At 40.8% G+C, this 20,884-nt stretch carries 15 protein-coding genes; 8 read left to right on the forward strand and 7 right to left on the reverse strand.

The window, feature by feature from the left end; all coding sequences use genetic code 11:
• Positions 1–1,236 precede the first annotated feature (1,236 nt).
• From C6Y45_RS13025 to hsdR, 3 genes are read right to left on the reverse strand one after another with little or no spacing between them, the layout of a single operon-like run.
• Positions 1,237–2,724 (reverse strand): restriction endonuclease subunit S, encoded by a 1,488-nt coding sequence (locus C6Y45_RS13025; RefSeq protein WP_107585667.1) that lies wholly within the window; start codon positions 2,722–2,724, stop codon positions 1,237–1,239.
• Positions 2,717–4,174, reverse strand: a complete 1,458-nt coding sequence (locus C6Y45_RS13030; RefSeq protein WP_107585668.1) for a class I SAM-dependent DNA methyltransferase — start codon at positions 4,172–4,174, stop codon at positions 2,717–2,719. Before C6Y45_RS13030 ends, C6Y45_RS13025 begins: the two co-directional genes overlap by 8 nt.
• Positions 4,175–4,176: 2 nt before the next feature.
• Positions 4,177–7,419, reverse strand: coding sequence for a type I restriction-modification system endonuclease (hsdR, locus tag C6Y45_RS13035; protein WP_107585669.1), 3,243 nt, complete (start codon positions 7,417–7,419; stop codon positions 4,177–4,179).
• Positions 7,420–7,889: 470 nt separating this feature from the next.
• Here hsdR and C6Y45_RS13040 point away from each other — a divergent pair, with 470 nt between their 5' ends.
• The 4 genes from C6Y45_RS13040 (at position 7,890) to C6Y45_RS13055 (ending at position 11,903) form a co-directional block, all read left to right on the forward strand.
• Positions 7,890–8,693 (forward strand): ParA family protein, encoded by an 804-nt coding sequence (locus tag C6Y45_RS13040; RefSeq protein ID WP_107585670.1) that lies wholly within the window; start codon positions 7,890–7,892, stop codon positions 8,691–8,693.
• Positions 8,690–8,989, forward strand: coding sequence for a hypothetical protein (locus C6Y45_RS13045; protein WP_107585671.1), 300 nt, complete (start codon positions 8,690–8,692; stop codon positions 8,987–8,989). Before C6Y45_RS13040 ends, C6Y45_RS13045 begins: the two co-directional genes overlap by 4 nt.
• A 1,224-nt stretch (positions 8,990–10,213) precedes the next feature.
• Positions 10,214–11,410: a replication initiation protein gene (locus tag C6Y45_RS13050; protein ID WP_107585672.1), complete on the forward strand. Its 1,197-nt coding sequence runs from the start codon at positions 10,214–10,216 to the stop codon at positions 11,408–11,410.
• A 109-nt stretch (positions 11,411–11,519) separates the two neighbouring features.
• Positions 11,520–11,903, forward strand: a complete 384-nt coding sequence (locus tag C6Y45_RS13055) for a hypothetical protein (RefSeq protein WP_107585673.1) — start codon at positions 11,520–11,522, stop codon at positions 11,901–11,903.
• A 779-nt stretch (positions 11,904–12,682) separates the two neighbouring features.
• Here C6Y45_RS13055 and C6Y45_RS13065 read toward each other — a convergent pair.
• The 3 genes from C6Y45_RS13065 to C6Y45_RS13075 form a co-directional block, all read right to left on the reverse strand.
• The gene (locus C6Y45_RS13065; protein WP_107585675.1) at positions 12,683–14,296 is read right to left on the reverse strand and encodes a relaxase/mobilization nuclease domain-containing protein; all 1,614 of its coding nucleotides are present in this window, start codon (positions 14,294–14,296) and stop codon (positions 12,683–12,685) included.
• A complete protein-coding gene (locus C6Y45_RS13070) occupies positions 14,278–14,721 on the reverse strand; it encodes a hypothetical protein (RefSeq protein ID WP_146159184.1) in 444 nt (147 codons plus the stop codon). The genes C6Y45_RS13065 and C6Y45_RS13070 overlap by 19 nt, the downstream gene beginning before the upstream one ends.
• Positions 14,722–14,942: 221 nt before the next feature.
• A complete protein-coding gene (locus C6Y45_RS13075; RefSeq protein WP_107585677.1) occupies positions 14,943–15,275 on the reverse strand; it encodes a hypothetical protein in 333 nt (110 codons plus the stop codon).
• Between the two features lie 1,057 nt (positions 15,276–16,332).
• Here C6Y45_RS13075 and C6Y45_RS13085 point away from each other — a divergent pair.
• From C6Y45_RS13085 to C6Y45_RS13100, 4 genes are all read left to right on the forward strand, one after another.
• On the forward strand, positions 16,333–18,018 hold the full coding sequence (locus C6Y45_RS13085; protein WP_107585679.1) for an IS1634 family transposase: 1,686 nt from the start codon (positions 16,333–16,335) through the stop codon (positions 18,016–18,018).
• 102 nt (positions 18,019–18,120) lie between these two features.
• Positions 18,121–18,351 (forward strand): hypothetical protein, encoded by a 231-nt coding sequence (locus C6Y45_RS13090; RefSeq protein WP_107585680.1) that lies wholly within the window; start codon positions 18,121–18,123, stop codon positions 18,349–18,351.
• 227 nt (positions 18,352–18,578) lie between these two features.
• Positions 18,579–19,028 (forward strand): toprim domain-containing protein, encoded by a 450-nt coding sequence (locus tag C6Y45_RS13095; RefSeq protein ID WP_107585681.1) that lies wholly within the window; start codon positions 18,579–18,581, stop codon positions 19,026–19,028.
• Between the two features lie 94 nt (positions 19,029–19,122).
• Positions 19,123–19,791, forward strand: coding sequence for a hypothetical protein (locus C6Y45_RS13100; protein WP_107585682.1), 669 nt, complete (start codon positions 19,123–19,125; stop codon positions 19,789–19,791).
• 402 nt (positions 19,792–20,193) lie between these two features.
• Here C6Y45_RS13100 and C6Y45_RS13105 read toward each other — a convergent pair whose 3' ends face one another.
• Positions 20,194–20,514 carry a stage V sporulation protein S gene (locus C6Y45_RS13105; protein ID WP_107585683.1) on the reverse strand — a complete coding sequence of 107 codons (321 nt, stop codon included), beginning with the start codon at positions 20,512–20,514 and terminating at the stop codon, positions 20,194–20,196.
• Between the last annotated feature and the right edge of the window lie 370 nt (positions 20,515–20,884).

The following is a 20,884-nucleotide window of genomic DNA, read 5'->3' on the forward strand; positions in this document are numbered from 1 at the left end:
TATATAAGACTACAAATTAATTCGGTATTTTCGACGGAGTAATTTATTATTATAATTAAGGTGGTTGTTTGTTGTTTAAAGTCAGAAAAATTCAGGATAACGCTATAGATTTTTGATTCTCTTCTATTCATAAGAGCGACAAAAAGTGTTTTATTTCTTATCTTATGTTCTTACATCTACTAGATGTTGATCTCTTCTAATAATTATGGAAGGAAATTTACTGACGGAAATATTTTGTAAAGTAGCGCACCAGTAGTTAAATTAGTGTACTGGCCTGTACATTATTAATAAAAGTAAGTATAAAGATGCGTAGAAAAATCTGCCTGCCCTTTCAAGCGGATTTTTCTACGCATCTTTATTTTTAATCTTCAGTTATATAAGTCTTCCTTATAATGCTAACTATATGTTTCTTAAGAGAAATTTTTTGATGAGTCGCCTAAAGTATTTAAAATATAAGAATTTAGGCGACCTACTTAGAAGACAACTTTTCTATCTCAAAATTAACACACAAGATCGCACGACTTGCTGAACTAAAAACTATCACACATCTACACCAAATAATAGAACATTGGCGTCTGCATGAAGATGAAAAGGTCAAATCTTTTTTGAAAGAGCGATTAGATAATGACATATCATTAACCTTGCACCTTTTACGATCTATAAATAATTAATACTTCTATCTTTCATAATACGTTATCTAAAGATGATTATATCAATTTAAAGCTTATTGTTGACCCAGAAATAATAGCTGAAAATATCACAAATCACCAAATATCGATAAAGGCTGGAGATATTGAGGGACCAATAGACTCTCATAAGTTACTTCAAGACTTCTATACACATTATTTAGACGATTACCAAGGATCCCTATAAAAAAGTTATAATCATTCAAAACTTTAGTAAACTTGGTTACATTCGCTGTTGGAGTAATAGTTCTTATTACTCCAACAGCTTTGTTTTAGCTTTACTAGATAAGAACGAAGGTTCTGATGAATATTAGGGAAATCCAAACTACGTAATTTTATATTATAAATACACAAAATATATTTACTTTTTAGAAGAGAATATTAATGTAAGATGACTTCTTCTCTATCTTTTGCTAATTCAAAAAGAGGATTTCAAAAAATATAATATATCTGTTGTTTCATTCTTAATTGTAAATAGTTAAAAATATCCGTTGCAGGAGGAAAAGACAACGAGATAAAAATTAAACGAAATATAGACTGAAAAATTGGTCTACTTTATTGGCATTTGTATAACTTCTTTAAGTAATTCAACTGCACTTTCTTCTGTTGGGTTATTCGTACCAAATTCTCCTTTAAAGGCTTTCGACAAAATCGATTCTTTTAATTTGCTTATCTCATTGTCAGTGTTAATTTGGAGTAAAGCATTATTATCTTTTCCAATCATATTTACAATATATTCCGAAATAATATGCTGCTCTTCTAGAGGAGGAATTGGAATTAACAATGCTTGTACCCTTGATTTGTTATAAGCTGGCTGATTGTTTCCAGAACTATTTTGACGATTGTGAAGATACTGGAATAGTAACCAATAGTAAACAAAAGAACTTTCAATAGATGTTTCAGAAACCCATATAGATGCAATATTTTGATTATGATAAGCATCTATATTTAACTTAGCAACTTGTCCTCTGGTTTTACCTTCACCAATCATTGCAAATAAAATAGAACCTTTTGGAGCTATTTTCAATCTTGATTCTTTTATGCCGACTTTAGTTACCTTTTCTTTAGAATGATTAATTTCATTAAATTGTACCTCTCCAGAACTAATCCATGGATGTTCTCCATCCCAATACTCTGATTTTTTTCTGCTTGGTGTACTTCCAATTTGTACATGAAATAGATCACCAATCTTTGCCCATTCCCAACTACTTGGAATATCGTAAGGTCCCTCTATATTTTCTTCACTCTTTTTTTCTAAATGTTTTGCTTTACTTTGGTTAAATGTATTAGTTATGCCATTGATTTCGGCTTCACTACTTGTATTATCTCTTCTCCACTTGGCAGTCAAATTCCCACGAAAAGCCTTGTCTAAAATCGCTGCTCTTCGAAGTTCAAATGTTTCCTTTGCTTCTGCTATTAATTGCTTAGCTTCGTCAATTTTATTTAAAAGCCGTTCCACTTTGTCAGTAATTCTTTTTTGTTCTTTTATTGGAGGTAATGCAATAGGGTACAATTCTAAATACTTCTTTGGCACTCGTTGTTGTCCTACAGCACCAGTCATATTACCTTTAGCATGATTTCTAAAATAATCTGAACGAACAAAATAATAAACAAACTTTTTAGTAATAGGCTTTTTAGTTCTAAAGACATAAAACTCAGTTGAACCATAACCGAATCCATTTGATAAATTCTCTGCTATTGCTACTTTCCCATTTTCCATACACGGTGTTATTTTAGCAAACAAAATATCGTCATTAAAAAACTGGGTGTAACCCTTCTTCACTTTCTCGTAGTTTCGCTCTTCTATTTCTTCAATTCTACCTGTTTTTTCACTAACAGATGCCATTGGAATAAAACTACAAACTTGTTTATCATCAATATCACTTAACTTCATCTTCGGAGGGTTAATTGCTATAACTTCTCCTAACTTTGTCCAGATCCAATTCTCTGGAATTTCATAAAGTTGTTCTTCCTCAGGAACTAACGCTTCCTCTAAAAATTCTTCCATTGCCTTTTGATTTTCAAACCTCTTACTCATTACTACTCACCTTAATTGGTTTAGTAGCAACCTTTTCCCCTTCAACCTCACGAAGCTCTATTACCACCTCATTTAGCAAACCAACCGCTTGGTTTAATTTGGCAATCGCTTCTTCTGCAGAATCGATTGGATCTGGAAGATCATCGTAAGCTGCTAAAGAGTCATCTGCAATTAAGCCAATATCTAAACTGTTATCTTTTTTCTGAATCTCTTCTCGAGTAAAGACATTAAATCGATCATCTTTTATACTCTCTCTGTCTTTTGATTCATAGGCAGTGATGAAATTTTCGAAGTGTTTTTCTGTTAAAGGTGAACGTTTACCGAAGCTCTGCATATTTGTTCTTAGATCATAGACCCACACGTCTTTGGTATTCTCTCTATCGGTTACCTCACGAGTGAAAAACAAAACGTTCGTTTTCACCCCTGGTGCGTAAAAGATCCCGTTTGGCAAACGTAGGATTGTATGCAAGTTACACTTATTCATCAAGTCTTCTCTAATTTCCACCCCGTTTCCATCCTTTTTAAATAGGATGTCATCTGGTACTACAACAGAAGCCCTAGCTTTACCATCAGGTTTTAAAGATTTATAAATATGTTGTAAAAAATTAAATTGTTTGTTTGTGGTTGCAAATGTTAAGTCATCACGAGTCGGGCGCTCCCCACCTCGCTTTGTACCAAACGGAGGGTTCGTTAAAATAACATCAAAATTCTTCAGGTTTTTACCCATTTCTGACAAAGTGTCGCCCAAGACAATTTCACCTTGGATATTGTGTAACATCGCATTCATTAACGCTAAACGATGCGTCTCTTTTACGAGTTCCACTCCTGTAAAGGCTTGTTTCTTTTGAAACTCAGCTTCTTTTTCACCTAAATCGAAGTAATCATCTGTTTGTTCTCGTACATAGCGATCCGCCGCAATCATAAAACCAAATGTCCCTGCTGCCGGGTCATTACAGCGCTCCCCTGCCTGAGGCTTCGCGAGCTTAACCATCAGATCAATCAACACACGCGGCGTGAAATACTGGCCTGCACCTGATTTTGTCTCACTCGCGTTCTTTTCCAATAATCCTTCATATAAATCGCCTAGTCCCTCTTCTTTTGCGCTGTACCAATCCAGTGCATCGATGGAACGAACGATTTTCTCGAGGTTCTTCGGTTCATCAATATTGGTTTGAGCATTGGTATAGATTTGACTGATCACATCATTGTTTTCGTTCCCTAAATCGATAAGTAGCTTCTGATAATGGGTTTTTAATTCTAGACCGTGAATGTTAATTAAGGAATCCCAACGGTATTCTTCCGGAATAGATCCTTCATTATCCGTTTCCTTCATCATCTTTAAAAATAATAAATACGTTAATTCCGTCACATATTGGTGATACGTAATCCCATCATCACGTAGGACGTTACATAAGTTCCATAGTTTCTGTACGATTTGCTGATTGCCCATTTTTATGCCTGCTCCCTTTCCTCACTTGCGTATAATTCGTAGTTGATTTTACTCACAATCTCGTCTAACTCTCCGTTAAATAACTTGTTTAACTGTTTGTATCCGCCTTTAGTTTTGAAAGGTTCTACATCAAATGCCTTTTCGGGATCCGGATCTAAAACGGATTCTTTTAGTAGCTGCTTTTCAATCCGTTCCAGCCAGTCCTTCTGCACTTTAGGCCAAACCTTCATTCCATACACTTTTTTCATGGCTTTTTTAATTCGTTCCTCATGATCCACTAGGGGATCGCCTAAGGCCTGCTGGCGGATGAAGCTGATGATATCTGCTGCAATGTCTTCATTCTTCGCATCTCGCCAAGCAGTCTGCAACCCTTTCTCTGTGAAGCCATGTTGATCCAGGGCTATTCTTAACTCCCTTAACTGCTGCCGCGTTAATTCTTTCGGGCGCGTACAAACCACTTGCAGAGCCGGAATCAAGTTCATGTTCTCCTCGATAAACTGTTCGAAGCTTTGCAGATAATCTTCTGGTTTCTCCGCATTCCCATATCCTCTCGTGACCTTTTCTACTTCATCTGGGTGGGTGGAAATATACTGAAGCACTGGTCTCCCTCTATTTTCATCAAGATACTGGAGGATGTTTTGATTGGAATGTAGGGTTTCGACCACTTTTTCAGGGGGTGCTTGCTTCATCCATTCTACGAACTCGTTTACGGTTTGTCCACCTGCTAGGACTTGAAAGTCTTCGTGATCCTTTTCTTCCCAGCGCTGTTTTCGACGCTGGATTTTGGCAATCAATTCTTCTTTGTGCTGCTGTTGGTGTCTTTCTTCCTTTAGCTCTTCCAATTCTTCCACTAATTGCTTCACGGTGACTTTGGGCGTCGTGACCACCGGCTTCATGGTTGTATACGGTTTGAGTGATTCATAAATGCCTACGGCGTCATAAATAGAGAAATGATCCTTTCCTATTTCATCATGAAGTCTTGTGGCTCGCCCAAGCATTTGCTCATAAAGAATTCGTGATCGAACACGCCGTAAGAAGACTAAGTTTGTAATAGACGGTACATCAATGCCCGTCGTCAACAAATCAACCGTGACCACAATATTTGGCAGCCTTTCATTTTTAAACAGCTTGATGGCCTGCGTAGGATCTTTAATGGAGCCGGTAATTTTCATTACCGCATTGTCCTCAATCGGCCCGTGAACTTCTTCCAACTCTTCTTTAAAGATACGTACTACCATATCCGCATGGTCATCGGTAGCTGCAAATATTAACGTTTTTCCAAGGTTCATGGGATCAATATCTTGCGCTAATGCGGATAGAATCGCTCGATTGAAGTTTTCTGTAATCACGGTTTTGTTAAAGTTAGTAACTTCAATATTCACTTCATCTTCCAGTAACTCCGTATCAATGTCTCCCGTACGCGTATTGTAGACGTCTACCGTTTCGCCTGCAGCCCAATGAATACCGGCTTTTTTTAACGCGGTTTCGAATTGATATGGTGGTTCGTGATCGATTAAATAGCCATCGACTACGGCTTCCCGGTAAGAATACGTAAAGACAGCTTTTCCGAAAATCTCTACGGTATGCAGCGCAGGGGTAGCCGTTAATCCAATTTTAGTTGCATCAAAATAGTCTAAGACTTGCCGGTATTTACTCACGTAATCCTGATGATCCCTAAATAACTCTTCGACTTCTGACATATCTTTATCCAAGGTATATCCTCTATGGGCCTCATCGACAATGATGCAGTCATATTGATCCACGGTCGGTTTCACTTGATCAGTATCCGAGTAAAATAGGCGTCTTAAGGTCCCTTGTACGGTGGCAATCTGTACTTTGGTTTCTAAATTCGGGGTGACATCCTTCAGAGATTGCAGCTCGAAAATTTCAGTAAAGGAGTGGAAATTCTCTAATTTGGAATCTTTAAACGCTGCTTCTGCTTGCTCCCCTAGCGCCGAGCGATCCACCAAAAATAGAATTCGTTTGAAACGATTATGTTTAATCAGGCGGTAAATAAGACCAATCGCCATTCTTGTTTTCCCTGTTCCTGTAGCCATGGCAAGCAGAATTTCACGTTGGCCCCTTTCCACCGCATGTTCCACGGCTTTAATCGCCTCTTCTTGATAAGGACGCAAGTTTAAATAGTCTACTTTTTCCTCTTGGAGTTTTTGATTCGCTTCGTCTACGTCTTGCTTTAATAAGTCTTTTAGTCCTTGAGGAGAATACCAAGCTTTAAGGGGACGTGGATGATTGGTCGGCTTTCTTGCATCTAAAAACCATACTCCTGATTTGGCCTCAAATTGCTTCATGTACGGTCGTCCATTTGTTGCAAATAAAAAAGGCACAAAGTAATCCCCGTAGGGTTCGGAAATAGTTTCTTCCCCTTTTCTTTCCACTAGCCGGGCATACTCTTTCGCCTGCTCGATGTCCGATGGGATATTTTTAAGTTCACGCTTAGCTTCAATAATCCCAACGAACTCTAAACCAATAAACAAAGCGTAATCGGCAAATCCCCTTTTTAATGGCCATTCTGCAATTGCGATATTTCTTCCTTTTTCAGGACGAACCCCCTGACTATAACGCAGCATTTCCGTATCTGCTTCCCAACCCGCATCCCGCAGCTGTTCATCAATCTTAACCCGTGTCTCAGCTTCTGTGAGATCTAAGTTACTTCCGAATTTTCTTGCTGCGTTTCTCCGTTGAAGCTTGTCTTGATCTGACAGGTGCATTTGCTCTTGTCGAAGCGTTTCTAGTTCCCCCTCCAATGCAGTTAATTTTTCCTCATATGTCGTCGACAATCTATCCAGTTCTTCTGCATTCACTTTATGTACTAGGAGTGGTTCCTGGTATTCCGGTTCCTCAAAATCCCATTCCCCGTATACCTGCATAAACCAAACAGCCAACCGGAAGGCCATCTGGTTCAACGCTTGCGCTTCTTCCTGCGTCCCATATCCCTCATGCATAGCTTTGTTACCCTTTTTACGAAGTGTTTCGAGGATATCGTCTATTTCTTGAGTAATCAGGTCGTCTCTTCTTAATACGCCAATGCGATCTATTTGTTTTGTATCATAGGATTCTTCTATTTCTTCATAGGCGAGTATAAATTTTGTTAACGTTTCAGCCAATACTCGAAGTTTCATCAAGGTAGTGTTTGGATCTATGAAAATGTTACTTTCTGCCGTTTCCCCTAAGTTGGCTACGATATCCCATTTAGTAGAAAGAAAATGAAAATTGCTTTTATGCATGCTACCCCTCCTTTTTTCATTTACTAATATATTCCTATTGTAACTAATAAGAAGTATTGAATAAATGTACAAGTGAGTACAACGCTTAACATTCAATACAATAAATCTAATTTGATTTATTAATACCTATTAAAATTATTAATATGTATTGTCCCATTATAATATATCTCTTATTATTTCGATACTTGCACTGTAATTAGATCTTTAAATAATTTATGAATATATATTTATTATTTTAATACATAATAAATTATTTATTATGTATTACTGCATTTCCTTTTTCAATAAATTTTATTATTATGATATGTGAGATGTATTTGAAGTCTTAAACAATCGTTTAATACCTATTAAATTTATTAATAGGTATTAATTTGATTAACACCTAAGAAACTATTTAATATATATTGCTGTATTATCCTCATAAACATGATATTCTGTTTATGATCTAACTTTATTTAGGAGGTTTTCAAATGGGGTATGTCATTACAACTGCTAATAGCAAAGGCGGCGTTGGAAAAACGACTGTCACTAGATTAATAGCTGAGACTCTTGTTAGAAAAGGGAAAACGGTATGTATCATTGATATGTGTCAAAACTCTTCTATTGCTACAGGTTTTCTTAGTGATCGAGAGCAGTTTAATAAAACTACTTATGAATGGTTGATTGGGGAGGCGAAGCCGTCTGAAGTAATTCACCAGCATTCGGAATTTTTACATTTTATTCCTTCTAACGAGAAAATTGATGATTTTAAGGTCTTTGCAAATAAAATGACAGTAAAAAAGCGTCTGTATTCTGTCGATAGAAAAGTAAATACTCTAAGGAATTTCTACGATTATATTCTCATCGACACTCACCCTTCCGAAAACGATGACTTAGTTGCCTATTCATTTGTGGCAAGTGATTATGTACTTGTCCCATTTGAAGTAGATGAAGATAGCCGAGTAGCGGTGCATCGGACGGTAGAAATTATTAATGATTTTATGCAAGAAGATATTAAAGGATATTTTCTTATACCAAATAAAGTAAATACAACTAATCAAAAAATCAATCATCAGCTTGAAACTATGATTGACTCCTTTGTTAATAAAGGGGTAAAGAGAGCCAATATACTAAGTCGAATAAGATACAGCACTACTGTATCCACCGCAAAAAATGAAAAAATCAGTTTAGAAAAATTGGCGCAAAAAAATACTTATGCTAAAAATGTAGTAAATGATTTTGTGGAATTAACAGATAAATTAATCAGTGCTATTGAAGGGAGTGCAGTGAAATGACAAATCAGAAAAAGATTGATTTGGATGCAATTGATTCTGCCGAAACAGAACTTGATACTAATGAGAGTGATGAACAAGAAAATCTAAGTCCTGCAAGAAGGAGTGTATATGAAAAATTCACAAAAAAGAAACCAGGGCCGAAAAAGAAACTAAAGAATGCAGAAGCTCGTACTTTCTTTTTTGAATCCCAAGATTTAGAAATGCTCGTAATTGAATCAGAGAAGCAAAACATTTCTCAAAGTGAATACATGCGTCGGGCATTAAAATCAAAAATAGATGCTGACCGAAACTTATAGGCTTAATTTAATTAGTTTGACTTAATAACGAAATATGTATTAATTTATTTAATATGTATTAATTTATTTAATATGCGTTATTTTTTATGTTTTCATTGATATTCTGTCGGAGTGAAAAGGCCGTATGAGCAAATTATATTGGGCTATTAAATTGATTTAATATGATTTCTTGTGCTGTACTCATCTCTCGAAAACTGTTATATCGATTATGTCGAGTACAAGTAGCTGTTTGTATTTAATCGATATAACGGATTCTTTAAGATCTTTTGCGAATTTTCCGGTATGTGATTATCGAATATTTTTCGATTTGGCAAATAACTGGACCCGTTTTTTTGTCGATATCTTCTCAAAAAGAGACTTACTTCGCTTTCTCTCTAACGTTAATATTCTTAGTTATCCCGGTCATATATAGATTAAGCTCATTATAAAAATACTTTTTTGCAAATATTAATTGGTACGAAAATTCTTTACCTGAAACCCATTAGGAATTTTTATAAAAAAGTCATGAGATTGAGAGGGAAGTATCACAGATAGAGGATAGGGGGCATGATTTTAAAAACGAACTATAACAAATTGAGGGTACCTCATGATTTTTGCTTTGTAATTTATTGTTAATATAGAATTATATGGTTATACTCAGCGATTTTTGCGAAAAATTATACTGTTATTGGAAATAATATTTGATATTTCCCTGAATCTTATGATCTTTCCTCTTTCTTATCCTTAAAGTGTTATAGTTCCATGATTCAAGGTTTTCTTATAAAACGTTTTAATTATTTATATATAAAAACATTATATAAACCATTTAATACATTTCAGAGGATTAAACCCGTTGGTACTCTAAGGATGAACAGGTGTAAGTATAACAATGTGAGGGTTAACCCTAACAATATGAGGGTTTTACTATAACAGATTGAGGCCGTACACCTAACAATATGAGGAAGGATCCTAACAGATTGAGGGTGTTACCCTAACAATATGAGGGCATACCTAACAGATTGAGGGTACCTCTCTAACATTTTGGGGGATAATATCTTCTTTTTAAATGGAAACTCATCACAAATATTCTCATAACGACTGTGAGTTCAGTGATTTCGAGATCATTTCATGTTTGTTTTACCTATTTACTAGATTGCCCCTCAATTTGGTGATCTTTTTCTTCTATCGCCCTCATATTGTTATACTTCACGAAACCCCGTTTACAATCTTTTGAATTATGACATAATGAACTTAATTATTGGCGTACATAAAGGTGGGATCATAATGACCCGTTTGGACAAAAAAGAAATTAAAGGACCACTGCAGGTATACCAGTCCAATGATTTAATCGAAGCCTACTTTCCCGAGAATATGACTGTAACTGAGCATAAAATCATTCGTTATGCCATCGCACGGATCGGCCAGAATCCGGAAACATTTCCGTATGTTCAGTTTACTGTCAAGGAATTTTTGGAAGAAACCGGAATGTCTGGACATGGATATTACCAACGAATCAGTGAGCTGACGGAAGGACTTATGTCTAAATCTTTTCGGTTGAGTAGTAAGGACGCACCGGAATCCGACTTTGCTTGGTACACGTGGTTTACCACCATCAGGTATAAAGACGGGGTGGTTACCGCGGAGTTTAACCACCATATTGCACCACTTATCACTAACCTGACCGGTCGATTCACCAAATATGCGCTGCTCACCGTAGGGAAGTTGCAAAGTACCTATACATTCGCTTTGTTTGAGCTTCTCACCCAATACGAAAAGATTGGAAAACGTACCGTGACGATTGATTACCTGCGAAAATCGATTGGGCTTGGGGATAAATATCCTCAATATGCCAACCTGAAAGCCCGAATATTGGTCAATGCCCAAAAAGAACTACGGGAGATTAACGCGATTGACTTTACATTTAAAGAGATTCGCAGTGGTCGTCGGGTAACTGCGATTGAATTCAATATACAAAGAATCGGAATGCTCGAAAATGTTATGGTCGGTGAAAAAGAAACCCGTTTATTTCTGGAACAGGCCAAGCCGTTGCTTAAAGAATACGGGTACAGCATCCCGACACGGACGTTAAAGACATGGGCAGGATATGGCATCGAAGAACTGCGAATAGTTCTGAAAGATATTAATGAAAACGACCGATCGATGACAAGCCCTGAAGCTTACATCAATGCCATTCTTGCGAAACGAAAAACACAAATCGACCAAGAAGCTGAAGCCATACAGGCGGATAATTACCTCACGAAAAAACACATCATCGACTTTATAAGAACCTATTCATCCGGGTCGAACCTTCCGAAATCAATCATAGGGCAGGAATTCCGTTCATATATGTACAAGCGGGGATACGAACAGGAAGAGGTGGAAGCAATTTGGGAGGATAACGAGGTCTATATTTTGGAATCAGGAAAACTGACGAAGTATTAACATTATTGCTGTAAAGCATAGGGGAATGCATCCTTATATACACTTACCAGCTCACGAAAATCGACCAGCTACCGGTACCCCATTTGCGAACCCGAGGGAAAGGTACGTGATGATGATGGAAAAAAAGGATAAGAAAAAAACGGTAAAGCTGACGACAGATGAATATAACAATTATCAACGGCTCCAAAAGGAAATGGAACTTGCCGGTACACCGATTCAAGTCAAACTATATTCTCAGGAAATACAAATGCTCATCCGGGAAGCCCAGGCACGCCAACGCAAAAAGACAAAAAGCATGATAACCATGACGACAAAAGATCCAAAAGAAAGCTGGAAGCTGACCGTAGAGGAGTATAACGAGTACGAGCGACTGAACCAGCTAATGGAATTTGCTGACACGCCATGGGGAGTAAAATTGTATTCCAGAGAAATACAAACCCTTTTCCGAGAAACCAAAGCACGTCAGCGAAAAGAGGAAGAATCGAGCACGTAAATCGTACTATCTTTCCATTAGGACAATTGAAGACAATCTGGTTATACGGATCGTATAACACTTGTTGAATAGAGATCGAAAGTCCATCAGGTTTTACTGAGCTTATCCAAGGCTTTTCTGTGTCGGCGTCGCATCCCGGCATAGATAGATTGATATTCAGACGCAGACATTTCCCTGTTCACATGCACGGTAGATAGCCCACGTTCGATTCGTACTCTAGCACCGTTTTTATTACCGATGCCTTTGACTTTCTGCGGAAAAGCAGCCTTCTTCAACCGTACAATTTTTAACGGTAGGGGATGATGTCCTTGCATTCTCGCATATCTCATTGGCATGCTTCTCACCTCCGTTGTTTTTCCTAAAGTATAACGCAGAAGCAGGGGAGTGTCGCCCCAGGATGGATTCGAAGGAGCGTCTCTGCTCATCAAAAAGCTGTTAAAAAGAGAGACGTCAGTATTTTCTCTTCAGATTAAAAGGCCGCCCCTAACCTGTGATTCCAGAACGACATGCCTGACAGATCAATCGATCCGACAGCCATGAGACAGTGAGGAGGGTATATGTTCGGAAAATTGCCCCTATACATATAAAGAAGGCGATGCAAAAGGAGACCAATTCGATAGACGATGTAAGAGAAAAAGCAGTGGCTCTTTGTGAAGCTATAAAACGTGAAGAGAATAAAATAGATCATCCGCCAACGATATTGTTTGTTTTAAGAATCATTAGCGGAGATATAATTATTAGTCATAAGTTGCTTCTTTTTTGTTCAAAGATCTCTTCCGTTACAACTCCGGATCGTTATCTCGTTCAACCGTTTTCTGCGGTGCATGCCTTTGCTGACGTTCTTCTTTTTTTCGATCAGCGATCCTGAATTTCGACAGCCGCACCAAATCATTATCCGTGTAAGGTCTTGATTTGTCTGCGACGGTGGTTTGCATTTTTCCTTCTTTCTCCTTTACCATCTCTGCAAATGTATCAACAAGCTCTTTGGTAAGGGATGATTCGACAAGAACGACGTTCTTCACCCGTTCTTCTAAGCGTTCGCGGGCTTCTTTTTCCTTTCGTTCTCTCTCTGCCTGCTTCAGCACCTGCGCTTCTCTTTGCGCCTTCTCCTTGGTCTCACGCTTTTCCTGTCGTCGTTTTTGTTCGGCAGCCTGCTGTCCCAGCAATCGCTTTGCTACTTCGTCTTTACGATCCTGCTCCCACTTCTCGTTTTCGATCAATGTGTCATCGTAGGCGTTCTCTTTTAGTGCCGGGGTGTGAACTTCTTCCTTTTCTACATCTTTTCTAAATGCCATCTCGACAGGAACTTCTCGAGGCTTTCTCGTGGTTCTCTTGCGATGATTCATCAGTTCTACATGACCTGCTACATCAAATTCAAATCCTCCTGGAGCCGTCTCCTTCGATTCAGTCGACGTTGCAGAAGGTTCTTGTTTCGGCGCCTGTTCACTCTCTTTCTTCGTGGCGGCGTTAGGCTCATTCGCAGGTATGGTGATTTGTGCAAGCAGCCTATCTAATTCCTCCCTGCGACTCACCTTAGGTGGTGCAGCCGCCGCCTTTTTCAAGTGTTCCTCTTGATTCGTTTTCAACTGCTCGTCGATCGCCTCGATCATGAACTCTTTTCCAAGGCCCTTGGCTTTCACTTTTCGTTGTTTTCCGTCCCTGTCATCAAAATGATAACTGACACCAGTGAGCTCTCCTTCGCGCCCTTTCTTCCTAGAGAAACGATACCTCACACTCACGCCTTCTTCTTTCATCCGGTCACAAAATGCCCCGCGATCATGAACGTCCTGCTCCTGCATGACCGCCTTAATCCGATCCATCAGATCCGTCTCCCATACATATTTTCCCTGATTGGAGAGTTCCTGTGACGCCTTTCGCAGAGATCTACTTTCAGGAACCTCGAAACTCATGGTATCGTACCCGTGCCGATTCACGACTGCGTTACTCATTTTGGCGACATGGTACCAGTTCGTCCTCTCTGCACGCAGCGACTTTCCATCCGTAAAGGATACCGAGTTCACAATGATGTGGTTATGTAATAAACCACTTTCCCCATCCCCCTGGGTCGCAACCAACGCCTGTTTATCCGGAAATAACTCCGACGCCAGTTCCAGCCCCATTTCATTTACTTTATCAACATCATCCGGATTATCCGGGTCCAGCTGTTCCAGAGGGAACGACTGGATCACCCGATACGCCTGAACATACGACCCGTCAATCTTTCCGAACCGATTCCAGATGACTTCCATTTGTTCTTTCGCATATTCCGGATCGAGATTGTTACCACTGGCCCTGAGTACGCGATCGATTCCTGGTTGATGGGATTCCTGTTCAACGGCATAAGCGATCGCTCGGGCACCACCCCGCGCGGGTGTTATCCGAAGGTACGCCATAGCACATGCACCTCTTTCGCTAGTTCCTCAAGCCCTGCCTTCACGTACTCTCCATAACTAAAATAAGTCTGCATCTCGTATTCACTGACCCTTGTATATCCCATATTCGAAGCCTTAGCTATCTGATTGACGTTCCGACCTAATTTCTTGTTGTCGTTGCGAACTTTCCCCAACACGGTCAGGATTTCAACCAACTTGAAGAGAATTTCTTCCCGATCTTCTTTCGTCATCCGGTGCCCTTGTCGAGTTTTCCAATCCTCCTTAGCTCCGGTAAGCGCCAGCCTGACGACTTCGCTCTTGGAGATCATCTCGTCCTCCGCAATCTGCGTTACAAACTCGTTGGTTTGTACATCCAGCCGCAGAGTGACCCTCGCGCCGTAGGCTCCAGGCTCCTTTTCTTTTTCCTTTTTATGATTGATCCTCACTCCTTGCCACCTCTTTTCTGGCCTCATAGACATGAGTAACGCTCATGTAAGGCTTCGTCTCATTCAAGTTCAAAAAGATCAAAACATTAAACCGCAAGTATTTCCGTTGTCTGACGCCACCGGATACTTGCAAAGGGAAAGCTGTGCTCTCCCTTTGGACCCTCTCCCAATTCCTTTCGTTTTCTTGTTATCTAGCCAGGCGTACTCGCTGTTTGATCAGGCTACCTGTTTCCTTGGTTCGGTGGTGCCTGTAGTGGATGACCGGTACGTACCTGCCCTTGGTTCCCTCCGTTGGTCTCTGGTTGCTGCTCCATTTTTTGTGATTGTTCGTGTTGTTCAACCGCAGGTCTCCATTTTTTTTCGAACGCAATCGCTGCTTTCGCTTTCTTCAGCCATTCTTTCATGTCTGCTTTTGTGTCGATCGTATCAGCATTTTTGTCGTTAATAAGATCGTCTATGATGACCATCGTCATTTCCTGCATTAACTCGTCTTGAGCTTTCTGGGCTTTCCTCACGGCTTCCTGCAAGTCACTTATTGTCTTCGCCTTCGGCATAATAATTCTCTCCTTTTAGTGCTAGATTTGTTAAATAAATCATAGCATTTCCGGAGAAAAAGCCTCTGCATATTGTTGCATACAGGGGACAGTCACTAACTTGACTTTTTCTTTGAGAAATAGAAATTCTTTATTCGGTAATCCCTTTTACACCTCTATTGAGGGGGCCCGCAGCTTGCAATGAAAAATCAACGGGAGAAATTTTTTCCCTTACTTTTCAAATTTTATGGTTAAATGCATAGTTATTGACCTCGTGAAGGTTGTATTATATCGGCATCTTCGTTCGTCTCTTTCAGCCTTTCATGACATAGATAAGGGTATTCGGACGACTTCATTTAGGAAAAGAAGTAAAATTTTTAAGATGTTTGAGAAAGGATCACCAGTGTGTATTTTTAGAAAGAAACAGTTTTATGAATTTCTAGAAACAGACGGGGGGGGGGGATATGTTTTATGGTGGTAAGGTTAACTAGAAAATTATTCTGGTACTACTTGTTCTGTTTTTTTGAATGCAACAATAAACTCGTAGTAAACATCAACGAGGTTATTTATTAGCATGTTTTTCCTGTATCTAACGTTTTTAAAGTAAATTACAGGACGGATATCTAAATTCCAAAAAAAATTTCTCGAGAACCAGTCTTTTTTAGCTTATTCATTTTGCTGTGCCGAGAAAGGATTGGTATTAACACAAGTTCCATCCTGCCCAAAAACCTTCCATGAGACAGGTTGTCATGGGAGGATAATCGAGGTATGCTCAAGGGCATCTGGAGGTGTAGCGCTATGGCAAACAACACGAATTATATAAAGGATAGGCACACGGCAAAATACACAGCCAAAGTACTTAAGATACAGGTGTCAACACTGCGGAAATATAGTGCGGTGCTTGAAAAGAGTGGTTACACGTTTACTAAATCGAACCAAAATCACCGCTCTTATAGTATTCACGATATCTTAGTACTGTATAGCTCACATTTCGCAAGTTCATGGTCTTTCCAAGAAGGATTTTTGAAGGCGGTGTCGAATCCATTCTTCACTTGATATGCGAGAGGAGAGGGCGTCCATGACGTTTGCGATACAAGGCGTGCACACCGCCGCCCATTTGAACCTGATCAGCCGGCTGCTAAAGGAACTCGACCTGCCGGAACACGTGGATCAACGGGTGCCGGTCGATCCGCGCTGCCAGACAAAACCAAGTGACATCGTCCAGGTGTTGGTCCTGGATATTTTGAGCGGGCGCCAGGCGCTGGTGCACCTCGCTTCCTGGGCGGAAGGGCTCGATCTGGACGTGTTGATCCGGGAGGGGCTGCGTGCAAAACAACTGCACGATGATACCCTGGCCCGCCACCTGGACCGGCTGGCTGCCGCCGGCATCCATGAGCTGGTGGCCTCGTTTCTTTGCCGTCTCTACCAGACCGAGGGCCTGTCGGCCCGTTTGCTGCATGGCGACACCACCAGTCATTCGGTGTACGGCCGGTACGAGACCGCCTCCGAGGAGGACCTGGCCATTACCTACGGCTACAGTCGGGATCGTCCCGGCAAGAAACAGTTTCAGTACGGCCTGATTGCCAATGAGGATGGCATTCCGCTGCTCGGGGACGTGCATGATGGGAACCTGTCCGATAAAACGTGGAATCAGCGGGTCCCGAACGGGCTGTCGGAGGCGGTACAGGCCGTACAGTTGGAACGGTCGTTTCTGTACGTCGCCGATTCCGCTTCCATGACCGGGGACACCCTCCGTGGCTTCCGGCAGGTCGGGGCCCATGTGCTGACCCGGGCGCCGTCTCACCTGAAGGTGACCAAGCAGGCGCTGAAACAGGGGGATGCTCCCGGGGCGATCTGGAGTGAGCCGGTCACTTATGCCGAATACGGTGGCGCCTCGTACCGATTCCGGGAAACACGGGATCGCTTTCAGGATATCCCGCTGCGGCTGCTTCTCGTCGAATCGAGTGCGCTTGATGAACGGAAGACGAAGACCCTGCAGGCTAAATGGAAAAACGAAGCGGAAGCGCTCAAGGACCTCGTCCGCACGGCCTCCGCCAAAGTCTATGCGTGTGAGCCCGATGCCCAGGCCGCCGGTGCGGCCTTGGTAAAAAGGATGAAACCAGCCTTCCATGCGCTCGAGTGGGCCGTCACCGCGATCGAACGCCCGATACGCCGGCGCGGCCGGCCCAAACAAGGGGTGCCTCCCGATAGGGAAACGATCTATGCGCTGCACGTTACTGTGACCCCGGATGACGCCGCCTGGGAAGCGGCGCGCCGACGCGCCTCGCGGTTCGTCCTCGCCACCACCCTGCCCGAGGTGTGGGAAGGAGACGCCGTATCCGCGGAAACGCTGCTCGGCTGGTACAAGGGCCAGATCCAGGTGGAGATGAACTTTTCGTTTCTGAAAGATCCGCAGGTGACCGATGAAATCTATGTGAAGACCCCGGCACGGGTCCAGGTGCTCGCCTATCTGTTTCTGCTTGCGCTGGCGGTTTATCGCGTGCTGCAGCGTCGGCTCCGGCAGGAGATCACCCCCGAACGGCCGATGAAAGGAGTCGGCGGGCGCACGCTGACCCGGCCAACGGCCCGGGCGGTCTTCCCGTTGTTCCGACACGTGCAGGTGATTGTCATTCGGGCGCCGGACGGGTCGGTTTACCGGCAGTTGGCGAAGCCGTTGACAAAGGAACAGCGCCGGGTTCTTGCAGGCCTGGGCTGGCAGGAGGACGTGTACCTTGGTGTGACAGAGACCGGGGCCCCCCGCTGAAAATCAGGTATTTCAGCGGGCTCTTCGCATGGGAAACAGCGGACACGGGAATAAAGAAAGAGCAGCTCCTGTGTTAACGTGCGAAATGTGAGGTATAGACTCATGAGAAAGAAGAATGACACCGATATGACGTTGGAGCAAGCTTCAAATTCTTTAATGAAGGAAATGATGGGGGAAGATGAAACTAAGATCAATTCAAAAAAACTAATATCAGACGGTGAACGTAGTCAGCAAGGAGGGCAGGAATGTTTAAAGTGCCAGAAAGACTCTCGTAAATTGTTGCTGGCGCTATTGAATCAGAATACAGTATTACATCGAAAAGCGCGGGGATAATTAAAAAACGATTCTTGCATTAAAAATACTCCTGGTACCAGGAAACGGTATAGCGTCTAAAAATCATGGTAGGGAACAGGGGGTTCCTGTTTTCTGTTAGTCATACATCTAATGATGAATGCTGTAACATTGTTGCTAGTTGGAAAGCCTGTCTTTGCAATAACCTAAAGTTCTCGGAGGGGCAATAAATATAATTAATACTGGTACAAGATCGGAAAGACAATGCGGTGTTTAAATGGAAAGATCGAGAAGGAGAAGTGGTCGGGGCTGATCGGCAGGGAACGCAACAAATGACGAACGGCGGCTTTATGATTGATGTCGGAAAGAATCCGAAAAAGATCGCTGTCTTTGAATTACCTATTGATCTGCTTTCCTATAGGTCGATGCAGAAAGAAAAAGTAAAAGATACTCGGATGGTGAGCATGGGTGGAGTAAAGATCGAGAGCGTCAATCATGCAGTGAAAGATTTACGATCGCAAGGCCATAAGATCGAATCCATTGTTCCTGCGGTAGATAACGATAAAGCTGGAGAACAGTTTCATCAGAAGCTAAAAGATCACCATGGTGAAAACAGGGTCGTTGATCACCGTCCAAAGAACGTAAAAGATTGGAACGATGTGCGGAAGCAACAGGCAACTTCTCCAAAAAAGCAGCAGGAACCGCAAATGGGAATGTAATACACCCGAAAAATACATATTTAATAAATTAATATGTATTAATATATTCAATATATAAATAAAAAACTTGTCTAACATAGATAGGAGGTACCTTGTGTTGCAATGGACGTTTTTATTACTCACTAATAAATTGCATGTAGTTCTTTGGTTAAATGACAATAACGGAGCAGTTCTGGCGCTTTTAACATTAATTTACGTTCTCACGACTTTTCTAATCTTCTATGCTAATCTTTCCTCGGTAAAAGAAATGCAGAAGAGTCGAGAAGAAGAAAACAGGCCATATATAGTTGTTTATTTAAGATATTTAAATAACGGTGGAGTAGAATTTGTGGTTAAAAATATAGGGAAAACCCTTGCAAAAAATATTAGTATAACATCTAATCCAGATATTGATTATCCTAAAGAACGTCCATTAAGTAAGAGTAATCTATTAAATAATACAATTTCTAATATGGCACCCGATTTCGAGTACAGTGGTTTATTAGAAAAAGTGTGGGATTTAAAAGATAAAGAAGGTAACTTTCCTACTTATGCTATTACAGTTTTCTATATCGATACTAAGGAGAAGGGTTACAAAGAAGAATATGTATTGGATTTCAATGTCAACGTAGACTTGAAAAATCCAGTTCAAAGGGATATTCATGATTTGGTTCAAGATTTTAGCGGGTATCGACAGGATAACTTAAAAAGTATGAAGGAGCTAAATAGACGTATCCAAGATTTATCTCATGAAATAAAAACAGAAAAAAATCAAGAAAAGTAAAGAGAACACCTAAACATTTACCGTTTAGATAATGCGTTTTTTAAAGAAAGCAGCAAGGAAGGACATCTTGCCCCTGCTCCTCATTTTCATTCGTCCTCCTTCTTTGTCTCTCGGTAAACAAGATAGCTGACAGCAAGCAGCGTGTTTACAATGGCTGTTATGTCTTCAATCATGGTATTCCTTTCGGTCGGTAGTCCCTAGCCTACCCTGCTTTTCCAAGCTTCGCAAATTCAAAAATGTATCATTGTAGTATTGTGAAATTGAAGTATTGTGTTATGCGCATGTACTTTATATATACGAAATAAAAGAAAGCTTTCCATCAAAAAAAGCAGCAAGGCAGGAATTACTCCTCGTTCTGCTGCTTTTTCAAATGGAATCACAGTGCATTTACTACCCCATACCTTAGACCGTGTTATTAAGATATTGTTTTAAGGCAGATTGAAGCTCTTCTTCCTTTTTTTCTATTCGTGCTTCTACCTTGATTTCTATCATGGTACGAGATTCCCCGTCTATGATGATATTTTGAAAAGAAGGCGTGAAGAAAAGGTCAGCTCCTCCTTCTTCTGTCATTTGCCGAGCCACAGCAACTGCTTTAATAGCTTGATTCACTGCTCCTGCGCCTACGGCTTGTAATTTCAACGGCTCTCCTGTACTCGTTCCATGCCTAATGGCTCCAGCTAATTTCGGTATTTCTGTTTTTGATGCTACTGGATACGTGTTCAATAGGTTGTAGCTCCCTTCACTGGGTTGAATAAATAGTTAGAAAAACGTCTGGCCGTCTGATTTGACGAGTAGGGTTTTCCACTAATGATACCATCCGGTTCTGGTAATTTCCTCCTACCATAGTATCTTGTTTGATTTTACGATCTCTTAGCCTACTTGGTTTTTCAGGCATCCCTCATTTCTCTAGCTCTGGAAATTCTTTTAACGGCTTGCGAAAAGGAACGTGTGTTCTTATTATGGAAGAAGACCTGCGGTAGTATGTCAATGAAAAAATAAGATGATATTTGTTTATCAAAGGACATATTCAAGAAAAAAGCCCGTAGGAAAGAACCCTAGCATTTTTGGTAAAAACTAGGAGTTCGAAAGGTTT

This window comes from Alkalicoccus saliphilus, assembly GCF_003044065.1.
GTDB classification, from domain to species: domain Bacteria; phylum Bacillota; class Bacilli; order Bacillales; family Salisediminibacteriaceae; genus Alkalicoccus; species Alkalicoccus saliphilus.

Coding starts and splice junctions, on each gene's coding strand:
- C6Y45_RS13025 (WP_107585667.1), bottom strand. CDS start 2,724: ATGAGTAAGAGGTTTGAAAATCAAAAGGCAATGGAAGAATTTTTAGAG.
- C6Y45_RS13075 (WP_107585677.1), bottom strand. CDS start 15,275: ATGCCGAAGGCGAAGACAATAAGTGACTTGCAGGAAGCCGTGAGGAAA.
- C6Y45_RS13040 (WP_107585670.1), top strand. CDS start 7,890: ATGGGGTATGTCATTACAACTGCTAATAGCAAAGGCGGCGTTGGAAAA.
- C6Y45_RS13090 (WP_107585680.1), top strand. CDS start 18,121: ATGAGAAAGAAGAATGACACCGATATGACGTTGGAGCAAGCTTCAAAT.
- C6Y45_RS13030 (WP_107585668.1), bottom strand. CDS start 4,174: ATGGGCAATCAGCAAATCGTACAGAAACTATGGAACTTATGTAACGTC.
- C6Y45_RS13065 (WP_107585675.1), bottom strand. CDS start 14,296: ATGGCGTACCTTCGGATAACACCCGCGCGGGGTGGTGCCCGAGCGATC.
- C6Y45_RS13050 (WP_107585672.1), top strand. CDS start 10,214: ATGAACTTAATTATTGGCGTACATAAAGGTGGGATCATAATGACCCGT.
- hsdR (WP_107585669.1), bottom strand. CDS start 7,419: ATGCATAAAAGCAATTTTCATTTTCTTTCTACTAAATGGGATATCGTA.
- C6Y45_RS13055 (WP_107585673.1), top strand. CDS start 11,520: ATGATGATGGAAAAAAAGGATAAGAAAAAAACGGTAAAGCTGACGACA.
- C6Y45_RS13045 (WP_107585671.1), top strand. CDS start 8,690: ATGACAAATCAGAAAAAGATTGATTTGGATGCAATTGATTCTGCCGAA.
- C6Y45_RS13085 (WP_107585679.1), top strand. CDS start 16,333: ATGACGTTTGCGATACAAGGCGTGCACACCGCCGCCCATTTGAACCTG.